We start from the raw sequence: 15,976 nt of genomic DNA, 5'->3' as shown, positions 1-15,976 counted from the left end.
GCTGGGGGTCAGCGAGCAGGAGGTGTACGAGCTCCCCGAGCCGCTCGACCTGCGCGGCCTGTTCGCCATCGCGGACATCGACCGGCCGGAGCTGAAGTACCCGAAGTTCGTCGCCCGCACCCACCGCGACCTCACCGACGGCGCGGAGACCGCCAAGCCGCGCGACGTGTTCGCGGCGATCCGCGCCCACGACGTGCTGCTGCACCACCCCTACGACTCGTTCTCCACGAGCGTGCAGGCGTTCCTGGAGCAGGCGGCGGCCGACCCGCGGGTGCTGGCGATCAAGCAGACGCTCTACCGCACCAGCGGTGACTCCCCCATCGTCGACGCCCTCATCGACGCCGCCGAGGCGGGCAAGCAGGTGCTGGCGCTGGTGGAGATCAAGGCCCGCTTCGACGAGCAGGCGAACATCACGTGGGCGCGCAAGCTGGAGCAGGCGGGCGTGCACGTCGTCTACGGCCTGGTGGGGCTGAAGACGCACGCGAAGCTCAGCCTCGTCGTGCGCCAGGAGTCCAGCGGGCTGCGCCGCTACTGCCACGTCGGCACGGGCAACTACAACCCGAAGACCGCGCGCATCTACGAGGACCTCGGTCTGCTGACGGACGACCCGCAGGTCGGGGAGGACCTGACGCGGTTGTTCAACCAGCTCTCCGGTTACGCGCCGAAGACGGCGTACAAGCGGCTGCTCGTGGCGCCGCGGTCGCTGCGCACGGGGCTGGTGGACCGGGTGCAGCGCGAGATCGACAACCACGCGCAGGGCAAGCCGGCCCGGGTGCGGATCAAGGTGAACTCCATCGTCGACGAGGCGGTCATCGACTCCCTCTACCGCGCCTCGCAGGCGGGGGTGGACGTGGACGTCGTCGTGCGCGGCATCTGCGCGCTGAAGCCGGGGGTGCCGGGGCTGAGCGAGCGGATCCGGGTGCGCAGCGTCCTGGGCCGCTTCCTGGAGCACAGCCGGATCTTCTGGTTCGCCAACGCCGGGGACCCGGTCGCGATGATCGGCAGCGCGGACATGATGCACCGCAACCTGGACCGGCGGGTGGAGGCCGTGGTCCGCCTGGGCGACGCGCGCCACGTGCGGGAGATCGAGACCCTGCTGGACCTGTGCATGGACGAGCGGACCTCGTCCTGGCACCTGGGCCCGGACGGGTGCTGGACGCGGCACCACCGCGACGCGGACGGCAACCCGCTGGTGGACATGCAGGAACACACGATCGCGACCCGCCCCGGACGCCGGCCCGCCCGCCGCCGGTGAGCGGCGCCGCGGCCGGCACCGGCCGCGTCGAGGCGGCGGGCTGCGTCGTGCACCGCCACCGCGGCCGGCTGCTGGAGGTGCTGCTCGTGCACCGCCCGGAACGCCGGGACAAGGGGCGCTCGGCGGACTGGTCGTGGCCGAAGGGGAAGCTGGAGGAGGGCGAGCGGGCCGCCGTCGCGGCGGTGCGGGAGACCGCGGAGGAGACGGGGCTCGCGGTGCGGCTGGGGCCCCGGCTGGGGTCGTTGCGGTACCCGCTGGCCGATTCCAGGCGCAAGCGGGTGCGCTACTGGGCGGCGACGGCGCTGGACGCCGGCGCGGGGTTCGTCCTGCCGCCGGCGGAGGTGGACGACGCGGCGTGGCTGGACGTCGACGAGGCGGCGCGGCGGCTGACGCACGGGCAGGACCTGGAGCCGCTGGCGGCGCTGCGGGCGCAGCTGGCGGAGTCCCCGCGGGGGACGTGGCCGCTGGTGGTGCTGCGCCACGGCAGGGCGCACCCGCGGGCGGGGTGGTCGGGGCCGGACGCGCAGCGCCCGCTGGCGGTGGCGGGGCTGGCGCAGGCGGAGCTGCTGCGGCCGCTGCTGTCGTGCTGGGCCCCGGAGCGGGTGCTGAGCTCGCCGTGGTCGCGGTGCACGCAGAGCGTGCAGCCGTTCGCCGCGGGGGCGGGGGTGCGGCTGGGGACGGATCCGGCGCTCAGCGAGGCCGGCCACGAACAGTCACCCGAGGTGACGAGGGCCCTGGTCGCCGGCCTGCTCGGCGCGGGGCGCGCGGTGGTGCTGTGCTCGCACCGCCCGGTGCTGCCGACGCTGCTGGACGCGCTGGCGGCGCGGGCGGGAAGCGCTGTGGCGCAGCGGTTGCGCAAGATCGCGCTGCACCCGGGCGAGGCGGCGGTGGCGCACGTGGCGGGGGTGGGCGGGTCGGTGCGGGTCGTCGCGATGGAGCACCACTCGGCGTGACGGAACGTGAACTCAGGGGCAGACTCGAGGGGTGAACCACCCCTGCGGCCCAACGTCGTTACCGATGTGTTGCACCCAACGGGTTGTTTCCGAACCGGGTTCACCTCCCGTTAACCCGCCGACGGTCATCCGTCCACCTGCCCTCCCTACCTTCTGGATGTCTGGGAACTCAACGACGAGGGCCTCGGACGCATGAGAACCGCAGATGTCCACCTCCGCGAATCGAGGACACCCCGCATGCGCTCCAGCCTGAGCCGCACCGCTCTGCCCGCCGCCCTGCTGCTCTCCCTCGGCCTGGCCGCCTGCGGCGCCAGCAACGAGGACACCGGCACGACCGACGACAGCAGCACGAGCAGCTCCGAGGCCCTCAGCGGTGAGCTGAGCGGCGCGGGCGCCAGCTCGCAGAAGGCCGCCATGGACGCCTGGATCGCCGGCTACTCCGCCGCGCAGCCCGACGTGACCGTCAACTACGACCCGGCCGGTTCCGGCGCGGGCCGCGAGCAGTTCCTCAGCGGCGCCGTGGACTTCGCAGGTTCCGACGCCTACCTCGACGAGGAGGAGCTGACCCAGGCGGAGGAGACCTGCCCCGGCGGCAACGCCATCGACATCCCGGTCTACGTCTCCCCCATCGCGGTCATCTACAACCTCCCCGAGGTGGCCGACCTGCAGCTGAGCGCCCCCACGGTCGCCAAGATCTTCTCCGGCGCGATCACCACCTGGGACGCCGCCGAGATCGCCGCGGACAACCCCGGCAAGACGCTGCCGGCGACGGCGATCAACCCGGTGCACCGCGCGGACGACTCCGGCACCACCACGAACTTCACCGACTACCTCTCCAAGGCCGGCGAGGGCGCCTGGACCGCCGAGCCCGACGGCGAGTGGCCGCTGCCCGGCGGCGAGGCCGCGCAGGGCACCTCCGGTGTCGTCTCCGCCGTCACCGCCGGCGCCGGCTCCATCGGCTACGCCGACCTCAGCCAGGCCGGTGACCTGGGGGTGGCGAGCCTGAAGGTGGGCGACGCCTACGTGGCCCCCACGGCCGAGTCGGCCGCCGCCGTCGTCGACGCCTCCCCGGAGGCCGAGGGCCGCCCCGAGGGCGACATCGCCGTCGACATCGACCGCACGACGACCGCCGCGGGCGCCTACCCGGTCGTCCTCGTCTCGTACCACGTCGCCTGCACCAAGTACGAGGACGCCACCCAGGCCGAGCTCGTGAAGTCCTTCCTCAGCTACGTCGTCAGCGAGGAGGGCCAGCAGGCGGCGGCCGACGCCGCGGGCTCCGCCCCGCTGTCCTCGACGCTGACCGAGGAGGCCACCGCCGCCATCGAGTCGATCAGCTGACGACGCTCGCGCCATCCAGCCCCTGAGGGCTGAGGGGCGGCTGCGCGGGGGCCGGAGCAGGTCCGCGCAGCCGCCCCGATCGCTGTGACGGGGAGGTCCCCGGCCGCAGCGGCAGACCCGCCGGTGCCCCGCCGGCACCACCCGCAGCACGCACATCGGAGAGGGAGCGCGTGAGCAGCACAGCCACCCCCGCCAAGACCGTCCCCAAGGCGGCGACGAGGCCGGGCGACAAGATCTTCCAGGGCGTCTCGACCGCGGCCGGCGTCCTCATCCTCGCGATCCTCGCGGGCGTGGCGGCGTTCCTGCTGGTGCGGGCGCTGCCCGCCTTCACCGCCCCGGCGGAGGAGATCGGCGAGGGCGGCCTGGCCGGCTACATCGGCCCGCTGCTCTTCGGCACGGTGCTGTCGTCGGTCATCGCCCTCGTCGTCGCCACCCCGCTGGCCATCGGCATCGCCCTGTACATCTCCCACTACGCGCCGCGCCGCTTCGCGCAGGGCCTCGGCTACGCGGTGGACCTGCTCGCGGCCGTGCCGAGCATCGTCTACGGCCTGTGGGGCATCCAGTGGCTCGCCCCGCAGATGCAGCCGGCCTACGCCTGGCTCGCGGAGAACGCCTCGTGGATCCCGTTCTTCGCCGGCCCCGCCTCGCCCACCGGCCGCACCATCTTCACCGCCGGGCTGGTGCTGGCCGTGATGATCCTGCCGATCATCACCGCCCTGTCCCGGGAGGTGTTCCTGCAGACGCCGCGGCTGCACGAGGAGGCCGCGCTGGCCCTCGGCGCGACCCGCTGGGAAACCATCCGCTACGCGGTCATCCCCTACGGCCGCTCCGGCGTCATCAGCGCAGCGATGCTCGGCCTGGGCCGCGCGCTCGGCGAGACGATGGCCGTCGCCCTGGTGCTGTCCGCCTCCGGCGGCGTGACGTTCAACCTGATCAGCGCCTCGAACCCCTCGACGATCCCGGCGAACATCGCGCTGCAGTTCCCCGAGGCCTCCGGCACCGGCATCGCCGTCCTCATCGCGAGCGGCCTCGTGCTGTTCGTCCTCACCTTCGCGGTCAACGCCCTGGCCCGCTGGATCGTCAACCGCCGCGCCGAGTTCTCCGGAGCCAACTGATGTCCACCACCGACACCACGTCCGGTCCCGGGTCGGCCACGACGACCGTCGTCCCGCAGGGCATGACCGAGAAGCGCCTGCCGAGGTGGGCACCGCTCGCCGTCACCGCCGCCGCGCTCGTCGTCGCGCTGCTGGTGACCCTGCCGGGCAAGACCACCGTGGCGGGCGTGGCGGTCATCACCGCCCTGCTCGCCGTCGCCGGCACCTGGCTGCTCTCCCTGGTGGTCGAGGGCGGCCGCCAGGCCACCGACCGCCTCGTCACCGCGCTCGTGACGGTCGCGTTCCTCATCGCCATGGTGCCCCTCGTCTCCGTCGTCTGGACGGTCGTGGAGCAGGGCGCCGCCCGCCTCGACGCGGACTTCTTCACCTGGTCGATGCGCGGCGTGGTCGGCGAGGGCGGCGGCGCGCTGCACGCCATCTGGGGCACCGTGCTCGTCACGGTCGCGACCACGATCATCTCGGTGCCGATCGGCCTGCTGACCGCGATCTACCTCGTGGAGTACGGCCGCGGCCGGCTCGCCCGGGCGATCACGTTCTTCGTCGACGTCATGACGGGCATCCCGTCCATCGTCGCCGGCCTGTTCGCCATCGCGGCCTTCACGCTGATCCTCGGCCCGCGCGTGCGGTTCGGCATCATCGGCGCCGTCGCCCTGTCGGTGCTCATGATCCCCGTCGTGGTGCGCTCCTGCGAGGAGATGCTCAAGCTCGTCCCCAACGAGCTGCGCGAGGCGTCCTACGCCCTGGGCGTGCCGAAGTGGCGCACCATCGTCAAGGTCGTGCTGCGCACCTCGATCGGCGGCATCGCCACCGGTGTCACCCTGGCCGTCGCCCGCGTCACCGGCGAGACGGCCCCGCTGCTGGTGACCGTCGGCTCCACCGTCGGGACGAACTTCGACCTGTTCTCCGGCCGGATGGCGACGCTGCCGGTGTTCTCGTACTTCTCGTACACCCAGCCCGGCGTGCCGCCGGAGTTCTCGATCGACCGGGCGTGGACGGCGGCGCTCGTCCTCATCGCGCTGGTGATGGCGCTGAACCTCGTCGCCCGCCTCATCTCGTACTTCTTCGCCCCGAAGGCCGGCCGCTGACCCGCGGCACCGCCCTGCGCCCCCGCCGCACCGGCGGGGGCGGGGGCACCCCGACACCCACCCCGACCAGCACACCTCCCGAGGGAGCCGCAGTGGCCAAGCTCATCGACGTGTCCGACCTGAACATCTACTACGGGGACTTCCTGGCGGTCGAGAGCGTCTCGATGACCATCGAGCCCCGCGCCGTGACCGCGCTCATCGGCCCGTCCGGCTGCGGCAAGTCCACGTTCCTGCGCTCGCTCAACCGCATGCACGAGGTCATCCCCGGCGCCCACGTGCAGGGCAAGGTCGTCATGGACGGCCAGGACCTCTACGGCGCCGGCGTCGACCCGGTGACGGTGCGCCGCCACATCGGCATGGTGTTCCAGCGGCCCAACCCGTTCCCGACGATGTCGATCTACGAGAACGTCGCCGCGGGCGTGCGCCTCAACGCCAAGCGCATGAAGAAGAGCGACCTCGACGACCTCGTGGAGAAGTCGCTGCGCGGCGCGAACCTGTGGGCCGAGGTGAAGGACCGCCTCAACCGCCCCGGCTCGGGCCTGTCCGGCGGCCAGCAGCAGCGCCTGTGCATCGCCCGCGCCATCGCCATCCAGCCGTCGGTGCTGCTCATGGACGAGCCGTGCTCCGCGCTCGACCCGATCTCCACCCTCGCGGTGGAGGACCTCATCGAGCAGCTGAAGTCCGAGTACACGATCGTGATCGTCACCCACAACATGCAGCAGGCCGCCCGCGTCAGCGACAAGACGGCCTTCTTCAACCTCGCCGGCGTCGGCAAGCCCGGCAAGGTCGTGGAGATGGACGACACCACGACGATCTTCTCCAACCCGTCGCAGAAGGCCACCGAGGACTACATCTCCGGCCGCTTCGGCTGATCGGCCGCGCACCGCGCACGAGGGCCCGGCGGGGGACTTCCCCCGCCGGGCCCTCGTGCGTGCGGGCCGGGTCTCCCCGGCGGGCGACGGATGCCCTCAGAGCACCAGGCGCAGCAGCAGGCAGGCCGCGGCCGCGGCCAGGCCCGCCGCCGGCAGGGTCAGCAACCACGCGACGACGATCGAGCGGGCCACCCCCCAGCGCACCGCCGACAGGCGCTTCGTGGCACCGACCCCCATGACGGCCGCGCTGATCGTGTGCGTGGTGGAGACGGGCGCGTGGAAGCCGATCGCCGCGACGTAGAGGATCGAGGCGGAGACCGTCTCGGCCGCGAAACCGCGCGCGGGGTCCAGGTGGATGATGCGCCGCCCGAGCGTCCGCATGATCCGCCACCCGCCGGCGTACGTGCCCAGGGCGATGGCGAGCGCCGCCAGGACCGTCACCCACCACGGGATGCCCGCACCGGAGTGGTGGCCGGACGCCACGAGCGCCAGCACGATGACGCCCATCGTCTTCTGCGCGTCCTGCAGGCCGTGCCCCAGCGCCATCGCGGCCGCCGACAGCGTCTGGGCGAGGCGGAAACGCCGGTTGGCGACCCCCGGGTTGGCGCGGCGGCACAACCACAGCAGGCCCACCATGACGAGGTAGGCCAGCACGAAACCCACCAGGGGGGAGAGCACCATCGGCACGAGGACGAGGTCCACGGCGACCGACCAGTGCTCCTCGGCGCCCGCGACGAGACCGGCACCGCCGAGGCCGCCGATGAGGGCGTGCGACGAGGAGGACGGCAGGCCCAGCCGCCACGTCAGGAGGTTCCAGGTGATCGCCCCCAGCAGGGCGGCCAGCACGACCGTCATGCCCTCGACCCCCGACGGCGGGGTGATGATCCCGCTGCCGATGGTCTGGGCCACCCCCTCCCCGAGGAAGGCCCCGACCAGGTTCAGGGCGGCCGCCATGAGCAGGGCGACGCGCGGGGTGAGCGCCCGCGTCGAGACCGAGGTGGCGATGGCGTTGGCCGCGTCGTGGAAACCGTTCGTGAAGTCGAAGACGAGCGCGACGACGACCACGACGACGAGGAGGACGGTGACGAGCTCCACCCGTCACGACTCCTTGAGGGCCATGGTCTCGACGGTCTGCGCGACGTGCTCGAAGGCGTCGGCGGCCCGGTCCAGGGCTTCCACGACCTCCTTGTGCTTCATGATCTCCAAGGTGGCGTAGGAGCCGTCGAACAACCGGCCCAGCAGCCGCCGGCGGACGGCGTCGGCCTGGTTCTCCAGGCGGCTGACCTCGACCCAGTAGTCGGTGAGCCCCTGCGGGGAGCGCAGCCGGGGCATGGCCGCCGCGGTGAGCTCGGCCTGGCGCACGAGCACCTGCACGACGTCGGACAGCCCCGGCAGCAGGTCGCCGACGCGGTAGATGACGACGAGGTCCACCGCGGCGTGCATCTCGTCCAGGCAGTCGTCGAGCCGGGAGGCCAGGGTGTAGATGTCCTCGCGGTCGAACGGCGTCACGAACGAGGAGTTCACCCGCCGCAGCACCGCGTGGGTGGCGTCGTCGCCGGCGTGCTCGAGCTCCTGCATCCGCTCGGCCAGCTCGGCGCGCTCGTGCTGGCCGCTGCCGAGGAACTGGGCCAGCACGGTGGCGGCGTCGACGAGGATGCGCCCGATCGCGGCGAACAGCTCGTAGAACGAGTCGTCCCGGGGGGTCAGGCGCAGACGCACTGGTGGCTCCCCCGGACGATCGCGGTCGGGGGCGGCGGACTCCGACCCCGCAGGCGATGCTAGGCGAGGCCGAGGGGTGCGCCGCGCGTCCCCCGCCGCCCTCAGGCGCCCTCGGCCGGCTCCTGCACGCCGAGGAGCCGGTCGAGCTCCGGCGCACGCAGCGGTCCGTCACTCTCCGATGCGGCGAGCACCACGTCGGTGTACAGCTCGATCTCCGCGGCCAGCTCGTCGTCGGCCAGGCCCTCGTCCCCGCGCCGCGACCGCGCGGCCGGCGCCCGCCCGGCCGCGGCAGCGGGAGGACGGCGCGGCGCGCCGTCGGGGGAGGAGGCAGCAGTCATGGTGGGGTCAATCTACGACCCCCCGGCGGCGCGCCGGGGCGCATCGGCGCACTTGCACACCCGATCGGTCCCCTCCCCCGCCCGGATCGGCCCCGGCGGCGTCAGCCCCCCGCGGCGGACGCGGAGCCGGCGGACGCCGTCGACCCCGGGTCGTCGGCGGAGCCGCCGGTCGAGGGCGAGGTCGAGGGCACCCGCAGCGGCGGCACCTCGTCGGGGTCGACCACCGTGCGCTCCAGCTGCACCGAGGCCAGGCCCAGGCCGCCCACCGTCACCTCGTCGTAGGCGACCAGCTGCCCCTGCCGGTCGCCGGAGGCCGCGAAGTGCAGCAGCGTCGCCTCCAGCGGCAGCGGCTCCCCCTCGGAGAAGCGCTCCAGCTCGCTGATGCCGCCGCCGCCGGTCGAGCCCTGCACCATCAGGCGGGTGCCGGAGGCCTCGTCCAGCGCCACCGAGCGGGAGTGCATGTGGCCGGTCAGCACCAGCGGCACCACGCCGTGCAGCGGTTCCGGCGCGCTCGGGTTGTGCATGAGGGCGACGTCGACGGGGTCCTCGGGGTGCTCGGCGTTCCAGGTCGTGATCGCCTGCGCCAGCACCTTCGTCGCGCCGCGCTCCTGCTCCAGCGCGCTGCCCTCGGCGGTCTGCCCCTCCGCGGCGGGGGTGAAGCGGGGGTCGCCGATGCCCGCGAAGCGGATGCCCGCGACGACCTCGGTCCGCCCGCCGTCCAGGACGAGGGCGCCGGGCTGGCGGGCCACCTCCTCGGCGGTGGCGACGGAGTCGTGGTTGCCGCGGACGAAGACGTACGGGGCGCCGAGGGTGCCGGTGCGGCTGAGGGTCGTCGACTCCAGGGTGCTGCCCCACGTGGTGACGTCCCCGGTGTCGACGACGGCCTGGACGTCGAACTGGCCCACCAGGGACGCGGCGAGGTCGAAGCCCAGCGGGTTGAGGTGGATGTCGGAGATGTGCAGCACGGTGGTGACGTCCTCCCCCAGGCCCGTCGGGTCCGCCGCACCGCCCTGCACCGGCAGGTCGGCCGAGACGGCGTAGAGGGTGGTGACCTGCCGCACGAACTGCGACAGGCCGGTGCGGTAGGACTCCAGGCGGTCGAGGGCGTTGCGGGTGTTGGTCACGATGTAGGGGGCCTGCGACAGCAGGCCGGTGAAGCGCGGCTGCTGCAGGGCGCCGGCGTCGAAGGTGAGCACCGTGACCCCGCCGCCGGCGAGCAGCAGCGCGGTGCCGGCGGCGGTGACCTGCAGCGGGCGGCGCACGCCGCGGAAGACGAGCAGGACGGCGCCGGCCGCTCCCGCGAGGGTGCACAGCGCGCCGTAGGCGGCGGCGCGCACGGTGGCGGCGCGCACCGTGTCGCCGGCCGTCACCTCCAGCGCGAGGAGCTGCTGCGGGGAGCGCACGAGCCGGCTGGCGGCGTCCAGGTCGACCGAGGTGATGCGGGCGGTGACGGCGACCGGCACCCGGTGGGTGTCGAAGGCGACCTGGCCCACCGGCGGCAGGTCCACCCGCACCCCCGGCGAGGCACTGGGGCTGACCCGCACCTCCGTCTGCAGCGGCCCCACGAACGTCGTCGTGCCGGGGGCGAGGGCCGCGCCCACCCAGGCCCCGGCGAGCGCGACGGCGAGCAGCGCCGCCCAGCGCAGCACCCGCCGGTGCAGCCGCCGGAGCGTGGGGCCCGACTCCTCCCGCGGGGCGCGGTGGGCGCCACCCCGGTCGCCGGCGGTCGGCGGCTGCTCGTCGGTCATGGCCCTCCCATCCTCCCCCAGCAGCCCGTGCCGTGCCCCTCAGCGCCGTGCTCCCGCGGGGCGCCGCAGGAACCGCGTTTGGCGGCGCCCGCGGACGGGCACGGGGCGGGCATGAGCGTCGACCCGACCGCCCCCTCCACCCCGCGCCGGCCCCGCACCGCGATCGTCACGGGCTCGGAGTCCGGGATCGGCAGGGCCACCGCCGTCGCCCTGGCCGAGCTGGGCTGCGACGTCGGCGTCACCTGGTACCGCGACGAGGCGGCGGGCGAGCGCACCGCCGAGGAGGTGCGCGCCCTGGGCCGGCGCGCCGAGGTGCGCCACCTCGACCTGACGCGGCTGCCGGGTGCCGCCGACGTCGTGGACGACCTCGCCGAGGCCCTGGGCGGGGTGGACGTCCTCGTCAACGACGCCGGCACGGGCGTCTCGACCCCGCTGCTCGAGATGTCCTACGACGACTGGCGCGAGGTGCTGGCCACCGACCTCGACGGGGCCTTCCTGTGCCTGCAGCGGGCGGCGCGCCGGATGGTGGCGGCCGGTCGCGGCGGTCGGATCGTCAACATCACGAGCGTCCACGAGCACCAGCCGCGGGTGGGCTCCAGCGCCTACTGCGCGGCCAAGGGCGGCCTCGGGCTGCTGACCCGGACCGCGGCGATCGAGCTGGCCGAGCACGGCATCACGGTCAACGCCGTCGCACCCGGCGAGATCGCCACCCCGATGACCGGCCAGGAGGACGTCGACCCCCGCGGGGTGGACCGCCCGGGGGTGCCGCTGGGCCGTCCGGGTGATGCGCGCGAGATCGCGGCGGCGGTGGCGTTCCTCGCCTCCCCGCAGGCGTCCTACGTCACCGGCCACTCCCTCGTCGTGGACGGCGGCATGCTGCAGATGGGGCCGATGGCCGGTTCGCACCTCACCGCGGGGGACTGGCGCCGGGTCTGAGGTTCCCCCGGCAGGGCGTCCCCACAGCCCCTGTCTTGACTCGTTCCAGACAGGTCTGGTCCCATGGGGACATGCAGACGACGGCCGACCGGCTCCGCGCACACGGGTTGCGCGCCACCCGGCCCCGCGTCGCCGTCCTCGACGTCCTCGACGCGGCGACCGCCGCCCAGCAGCACCTCGCCGTCTCCGAGGTCGAGCTGCGGGTGCGCGCCGAGATCGGGGCCGTCTCCACGCAGGCCGTCTACGACTGCCTGGAGGCCCTCACCCTGGCGGGCCTCACCCGCCGGATCGAGCCCGCCGGCCACCCCGCGCGCTACGAGTCGCGCGTGGGCGACAACCACCACCACCTCGTGTGCCGGGAGTGCGGCGCCACCGTCGACGTCGACTGCCTCAGCGGCGTCGCCCCCTGCCTCGAACCCTCCGCGACCGCCGGCTTCACCATCGACGAGGCCGAGGTCACCTTCTGGGGCCGCTGCCCGGACTGCGCCGTCCGCCTCGCGACCGCCGCCTCCTGACCCCCCCGACAGCCCCGCCAGCACCACCACGAGAGGACCCGCGATGACCGACGTCGCCAGCCAGAGCAGCGCCCCGGACGACACCCGTCCGACGCTCACCAACCGCCAGGGCCACCCGGTCTACGACAACCAGAACCAGCGGACCGTCGGCGAGCGCGGCCCGGCCACCCTGGAGAACTACCAGTTCCTCGAGAAGATCAGCCACTTCGACCGCGAGCGGATCCCCGAGCGCGTCGTGCACGCGCGCGGCACCACCGCGTACGGCTACTTCGAGGCGTACGGGTCCTTCGGGGACGAGCCCATCGCGAAGTACACCCGCGCGAAGCTGTTCCAGGAGAAGGGCAAGCGCACCGACCTCGCGATCCGCTTCTCCACCGTCGCCGGCGGCCGGGACTCCTCCGAGTCCGCGCGCGACCCGCGCGGTTTCGCGGTGAAGTTCTACACCGAGGACGGCAACTGGGACCTCGTCGGCAACAACCTCGGCGTCTTCTTCATCCGCGACGCCATCAAGTTCCCCGACTTCATCCACTCCCAGAAGCCGGACCCGGTGACCTTCGAGGCGGGCGTCGCCAACCGGGCGTTCGACTTCTTCAGCCAGACCCCCGAGGCCATGCACATGGTGATGCTGGTCTTCAGCCCCCGCGGCACCCCGGCCTCGTACCGGACGATGCAGGGCTTCGGCGTGAACACCTACAAGTGGGTCAACGCCGCCGGTGAGACCGTCCTCGTGAAGTACCACTGGCTGCCCAAGCAGGGCGTGAAGTCGTGGACCGCGGCCGACGCCGCCGCCGTGCAGGCGCAGACCCTCGGCGCCCACACCAAGGACCTCTACGACGCGATCGAGGCCGGCGACTTCCCCGAGTGGGAGCTCAACGTCCAGGTCATGGAGGACCACGACCACCCCGAGCTGGACTTCGACCCGCTCGACGACACCAAGGTGTGGCCGGAGGAGATCTTCCCGCTGCGCCCCATCGGCAAGATGGTGCTCGACCGCAACGTCACCGACAACTTCGCCGAGAACGAGCAGATCGCGTTCGGCACCGGCGTGCTGGTGGACGGCCTGGACTTCTCCGACGACAAGATGCTCGTCGGCCGGACGTTCTCCTACTCCGACACCCAGCGCTACCGCGTCGGCCCGAACTACCTGCAGCTGCCGGTGAACCGCCCCAAGGCTCCCGTCGCCACCAACCAGCAGGGCGGGCAGATGTCGTACGGGCGCGACAACGTCGGGGCCAACCCGCACGTCAACTACGAGCCCTCGATCACCGGCGGCCTCAAGGAGGCCACCTACCCCACGCACGACGAGCAGGGCCCGGTGATCAACGGGCGCCTGACCCGCAAGCGCATCTCCCGCACCAACGACTACAAGCAGGCCGGCGAGCGCTACCTGCTGAGCGACCAGTGGGAGAAGGACGACCTGGTCGCCAACCTGGTCGGCGCCCTGCAGCAGTGCGACCGCCCCATCCAGGAGCGGATGGTGTGGCACTTCCTGATGGTGGAGGACGAGCTCGGCCTGCGCGTCGGTGAGGGCCTCGGCATCACGCCGGACGACGTGCGCCACCTGCCGCCGCTGCAGTCGCAGACCCTGGACGAGGAGGAGCAGGCGCGCCTGGCCAACCTCGGCAAGAACGGCCCCCGCGACGTCTCGGGTCTCACCATGACCCACTGCGTGCCCAACGAGCACGTCGTCGTCGCCTCCTGACGGGGCGCGCTCCGCGGTCCCCCGCCGCGGAGCGCTCCCGGCCCCGCGGCGCCGTCCGGGTCCCCTTCCCGGACGGCGCCGCGCTGTGTCCGCGGGGTGTCCGCGGGCAGCACGCGTCCGGCGGTCCGCGGGCACCGCGCGTTCCACGCCGGTTCACCGCCGGTCGCTACGGTGCGCGCGTGACCCCCGCGCCCGCGCTCACCCCGGACCTCGTCACCGCCGCGGCCCGCTGCGCCGACGGCTGGATCGCCCTGCGCCGCCGCACCGGCCGCGTGCCCGGGGTGCAGACCGCCGTGCTGTTCGCCGACCGCGTCGTCTCCTCCGGTGCGCACGGCCTCGCCGACGTCGAACGGGGTGCGCCGCTCACCGGGCAGCACCTGTTCCGCATCGCGTCGCACTCCAAGACGTTCACCGCCACGGCGCTGCTCCAGCTCGCCGAGCAGGGTCGCCTGCGCCTGGACGACCCCCTCTCGACCCACCTGCCGTGGACGGTGCAGGCCGGTCCCCAGCTCGCGCGCGCCACGCTGCGCGAACTGCTCTCCCACGGCGCCGGCCTCGTGCGCGACGGCCACGACGGGGGGTTCTGGCAGCTGCGCGCCCCCTTCCCCGACGCCGGCGGGCTGCGCGCCATCGCCGCCGACTCCGCCGCGGTGCTGCCGCGCGGGGAGCGGTTCAAGTACTCCAACATCGCCTACGGGCTGCTGGGCCTCGTCGTGGAGGCGGCCGGCGGGCGCCCCTACGCGGAGGTCGTGACGACGCGCATCCTGCAGCCCCTCGGTCTGCGCGACACCGCCTGCGAGTACGACCCGGACCGGGCCGGCGACTACGCCACCGGCTACTCCGCCCTGTCCTACGCCGACACCCGCATCCCCATCGAGCACGTCGACACCCGCGCGCTGGCCGCGGCCACCGGTTTCGGCAGCACCGCCACCGACGTGGTCCGCTGGGCCGCGGCGCACTTCCTCGGCGACGAGCGGCTGCTCGACGACGACTCCAAGCGCCTGGCCCAGCGCGAGGAGTGGGTCGTGGACCCCGACGAGGCCGACGGGCGCGGTTACGGCCTGGGCTTCGCGGTGGAGCGCATCGGCGACCGCCGGCTCGTCGGGCACGGCGGCGGCTACCCCGGGCACATCACGAAGACCCTGTTCGACCCGGTGGCGCGGCTGGCGGTGGCGGTGGCGACCAACTGCATCGACGGCCCCGCCGCGGAGATGGCCGCCGGCACGGTCAAGCTCGTCGACCTCTTCGCCCGGCACGCCGCGGGCACCGGCGACGACCCCCAGCTGGAGCGCTTCACGGGCCGGTTCGCCAGCCTGTGGGGGGTGCTCGACGTCGTCCGCTGCGGCGGGGCGCTGCTCGCGCTCGACCCGGCGCAGGCCGATCCCACCGCGCACGTCGTGGAGCTGGCGGTGGACGTCTCCAGCGGGGTGGAGGCGCTGCGGGTGGTGCGCGACGGCGGGTACGGCTCGCACGGGGAGCTGTGGCCGGTGACGTTCGGGGCCGACGGGTCGGTGGTAGAGCTGCGCGGGCCGTCGGCGATGACGATGCGCCCGGTCGAGGAGGTCACCGCTGAGGTCGCCCGCCTCGACCGGGTGCGCGCCCGGACGAGCTGAGGGCCGGGCGCGGGCGGCTGCGGCTCAGCTCTCCAGCGCGGCGTCCAGCGTCATCTCGTCGACCCCGGCCAGCGCCTTGCTGACGGGGCAGGTGGCCTTGGCGTCCTCGGCGGCCTTCGCGAAGCCGGCGGCGTCGAGGCCCTCGACCTCGCCGCGGACGGTGAGGGCGATCGCGGAGATGCGGAAGCCCCCGGCCGGGTCGGGCTCGAGGGTGACGTCCGCGGTCACCTCCAGGCTCTGCGGGGTACCGCCCGCCTCCCCGATCAGCGCCGACAGCTGCATGGCGTAGCAGGAGGTGTGTGCGGCGGCGATCAGCTCCTCCGGGCTGGTGGTGCCCCCGGCGTCGTCGGCGGCGCGCTTGGGGAAGGAGACGTCGAACGTGCCGACCTTCGAGCTGCTGAGCTCCACCTGGCCGGAGCCGTCGGCGAGCCCGCCGTTCCAGGCGGTGCGGGCGGTGCGCGTGGGCATGGCGTTCCTCTCGACGTGCGGATCCGGTCCCGTGCGGGGCCGCGGCCATCCTCCGCCGCGCGCCCGGGCGGCACCACCCCGGGCCCTTCCTCCCGCCCGTCTCCGGGTTCGGGCGCTCCCCATGGCCGCTTCGCCGCCCATCTCCGGGTTCGGGCGCTCCCCGTGCCGCTTTCGAGCGCCCGAACCCGGAGATGGGCGAGAAGGGGCCCGGCCAACGCGACGGCGCCCGGGCCCCCTCGGTGAGGGGACCCGGGCGCCGGGTCGTGCGGGGTGCGTCAGTCGCGCGCGGCCTGCGCGCCGCCCTCGCGCGAACCCCACG

Annotated in this window: 15 protein-coding genes; 10 read left to right on the top strand and 5 right to left on the bottom strand. The window is 73.9% G+C overall.

The genetic code is table 11. The features are described 5' to 3' along the window. The 6 genes from ppk1 to pstB form a co-directional block, all read left to right on the top strand. Positions 1-1,255: polyphosphate kinase 1 (gene ppk1 / locus ABEB16_RS09340; RefSeq protein ID WP_345711984.1), on the top strand; the 1,255-nt coding region annotated here is incomplete at its 5' end. Next, positions 1,252-2,208, top strand: a complete 957-nt coding sequence (locus tag ABEB16_RS09335; RefSeq protein ID WP_345711983.1) for an NUDIX hydrolase — start codon at positions 1,252-1,254, stop codon at positions 2,206-2,208. The genes ppk1 and ABEB16_RS09335, both read left to right, overlap by 4 nt. Positions 2,209-2,445: 237 nt before the next feature. Further along, positions 2,446-3,546, top strand: a complete 1,101-nt coding sequence (gene pstS / locus ABEB16_RS09330; protein WP_345711982.1) for a phosphate ABC transporter substrate-binding protein PstS — start codon at positions 2,446-2,448, stop codon at positions 3,544-3,546. Between the two features lie 170 nt (positions 3,547-3,716). Continuing rightward, complete coding sequence (pstC, locus tag ABEB16_RS09325) at positions 3,717-4,661, top strand: phosphate ABC transporter permease subunit PstC (protein WP_345711981.1); 945 nt, start codon at positions 3,717-3,719, stop codon at positions 4,659-4,661. Beyond that, positions 4,661-5,746 carry a phosphate ABC transporter permease PstA gene (pstA, locus tag ABEB16_RS09320; RefSeq protein WP_425560146.1) on the top strand — a complete coding sequence of 362 codons (1,086 nt, stop codon included), beginning with the start codon at positions 4,661-4,663 and terminating at the stop codon, positions 5,744-5,746. The genes pstC and pstA overlap by 1 nt, the downstream gene beginning before the upstream one ends. A 92-nt stretch (positions 5,747-5,838) precedes the next feature. Then, the gene (gene pstB / locus ABEB16_RS09315) at positions 5,839-6,618 is read left to right on the top strand and encodes a phosphate ABC transporter ATP-binding protein PstB (RefSeq protein ID WP_345711980.1); all 780 of its coding nucleotides are present in this window, start codon (positions 5,839-5,841) and stop codon (positions 6,616-6,618) included. A gap of 96 nt (positions 6,619-6,714) precedes the next feature. Here the strand turns inward: pstB and ABEB16_RS09310 are convergent, their stop codons facing one another. The 4 genes from ABEB16_RS09310 to ABEB16_RS09295 all read right to left on the bottom strand — a co-directional run bounded on the left by ABEB16_RS09310 (position 6,715) and on the right by ABEB16_RS09295 (position 10,423). Then, positions 6,715-7,713: an inorganic phosphate transporter gene (locus tag ABEB16_RS09310; protein WP_345711979.1), complete on the bottom strand. Its 999-nt coding sequence runs from the start codon at positions 7,711-7,713 to the stop codon at positions 6,715-6,717. 3 nt (positions 7,714-7,716) lie between these two features. After that, positions 7,717-8,337, bottom strand: a complete 621-nt coding sequence (locus ABEB16_RS09305; protein ID WP_345711978.1) for a DUF47 domain-containing protein — start codon at positions 8,335-8,337, stop codon at positions 7,717-7,719. Positions 8,338-8,438: 101 nt separating this feature from the next. Next, positions 8,439-8,675, bottom strand: coding sequence for a hypothetical protein (locus ABEB16_RS09300; protein ID WP_345711977.1), 237 nt, complete (start codon positions 8,673-8,675; stop codon positions 8,439-8,441). A 101-nt stretch (positions 8,676-8,776) separates the two neighbouring features. Then, positions 8,777-10,423, bottom strand: coding sequence for a metallophosphoesterase family protein (locus ABEB16_RS09295; RefSeq protein ID WP_345711976.1), 1,647 nt, complete (start codon positions 10,421-10,423; stop codon positions 8,777-8,779). A gap of 111 nt (positions 10,424-10,534) precedes the next feature. Between ABEB16_RS09295 and ABEB16_RS09290 the strand changes: the two genes are divergently transcribed. From ABEB16_RS09290 to ABEB16_RS09275, 4 genes are all read left to right on the top strand, one after another. Next, the gene (locus ABEB16_RS09290) at positions 10,535-11,359 is read left to right on the top strand and encodes an SDR family oxidoreductase (protein WP_345711975.1); all 825 of its coding nucleotides are present in this window, start codon (positions 10,535-10,537) and stop codon (positions 11,357-11,359) included. Positions 11,360-11,430: 71 nt separating this feature from the next. Further along, the gene (locus ABEB16_RS09285) at positions 11,431-11,874 is read left to right on the top strand and encodes a Fur family transcriptional regulator (RefSeq protein ID WP_345711974.1); all 444 of its coding nucleotides are present in this window, start codon (positions 11,431-11,433) and stop codon (positions 11,872-11,874) included. Between the two features lie 43 nt (positions 11,875-11,917). Further along, a complete protein-coding gene (locus ABEB16_RS09280; RefSeq protein WP_345711973.1) occupies positions 11,918-13,576 on the top strand; it encodes a catalase in 1,659 nt (552 codons plus the stop codon). A gap of 179 nt (positions 13,577-13,755) precedes the next feature. After that, the gene (locus ABEB16_RS09275) at positions 13,756-15,189 is read left to right on the top strand and encodes a serine hydrolase domain-containing protein (RefSeq protein ID WP_345711972.1); all 1,434 of its coding nucleotides are present in this window, start codon (positions 13,756-13,758) and stop codon (positions 15,187-15,189) included. Between the two features lie 24 nt (positions 15,190-15,213). Here ABEB16_RS09275 and ABEB16_RS09270 read toward each other — a convergent pair whose 3' ends face one another. Continuing rightward, the gene (locus ABEB16_RS09270; RefSeq protein WP_345711971.1) at positions 15,214-15,657 is read right to left on the bottom strand and encodes an OsmC family peroxiredoxin; all 444 of its coding nucleotides are present in this window, start codon (positions 15,655-15,657) and stop codon (positions 15,214-15,216) included. Positions 15,658-15,976 lie beyond the last annotated feature (319 nt).

The organism is Kineococcus glutinatus, assembly GCF_039542765.1.
Classification (GTDB): Bacteria; Actinomycetota; Actinomycetes; order Actinomycetales; family Kineococcaceae; genus Kineococcus_A; species Kineococcus_A glutinatus.
This window is presented reverse-complemented; position numbering and strand designations above follow the sequence as displayed.

What these genes read in the sequence shown, in the direction of transcription:
- pstS (WP_345711982.1), top strand. Translation starts at nt 2,446, where the DNA reads ATGCGCTCCAGCCTGAGCCGCACCGCTCTGCCCGCCGCCCTGCTGCTC.
- pstA (WP_425560146.1), top strand. Translation starts at nt 4,661, where the DNA reads ATGTCCACCACCGACACCACGTCCGGTCCCGGGTCGGCCACGACGACC.
- ABEB16_RS09300 (WP_345711977.1), bottom strand. Translation starts at nt 8,675, where the DNA reads ATGACTGCTGCCTCCTCCCCCGACGGCGCGCCGCGCCGTCCTCCCGCT.
- ABEB16_RS09295 (WP_345711976.1), bottom strand. Translation starts at nt 10,423, where the DNA reads ATGACCGACGAGCAGCCGCCGACCGCCGGCGACCGGGGTGGCGCCCAC.
- ABEB16_RS09290 (WP_345711975.1), top strand. Translation starts at nt 10,535, where the DNA reads ATGAGCGTCGACCCGACCGCCCCCTCCACCCCGCGCCGGCCCCGCACC.
- ABEB16_RS09285 (WP_345711974.1), top strand. Translation starts at nt 11,431, where the DNA reads ATGCAGACGACGGCCGACCGGCTCCGCGCACACGGGTTGCGCGCCACC.
- ABEB16_RS09280 (WP_345711973.1), top strand. Translation starts at nt 11,918, where the DNA reads ATGACCGACGTCGCCAGCCAGAGCAGCGCCCCGGACGACACCCGTCCG.
- ABEB16_RS09270 (WP_345711971.1), bottom strand. Translation starts at nt 15,657, where the DNA reads ATGCCCACGCGCACCGCCCGCACCGCCTGGAACGGCGGGCTCGCCGAC.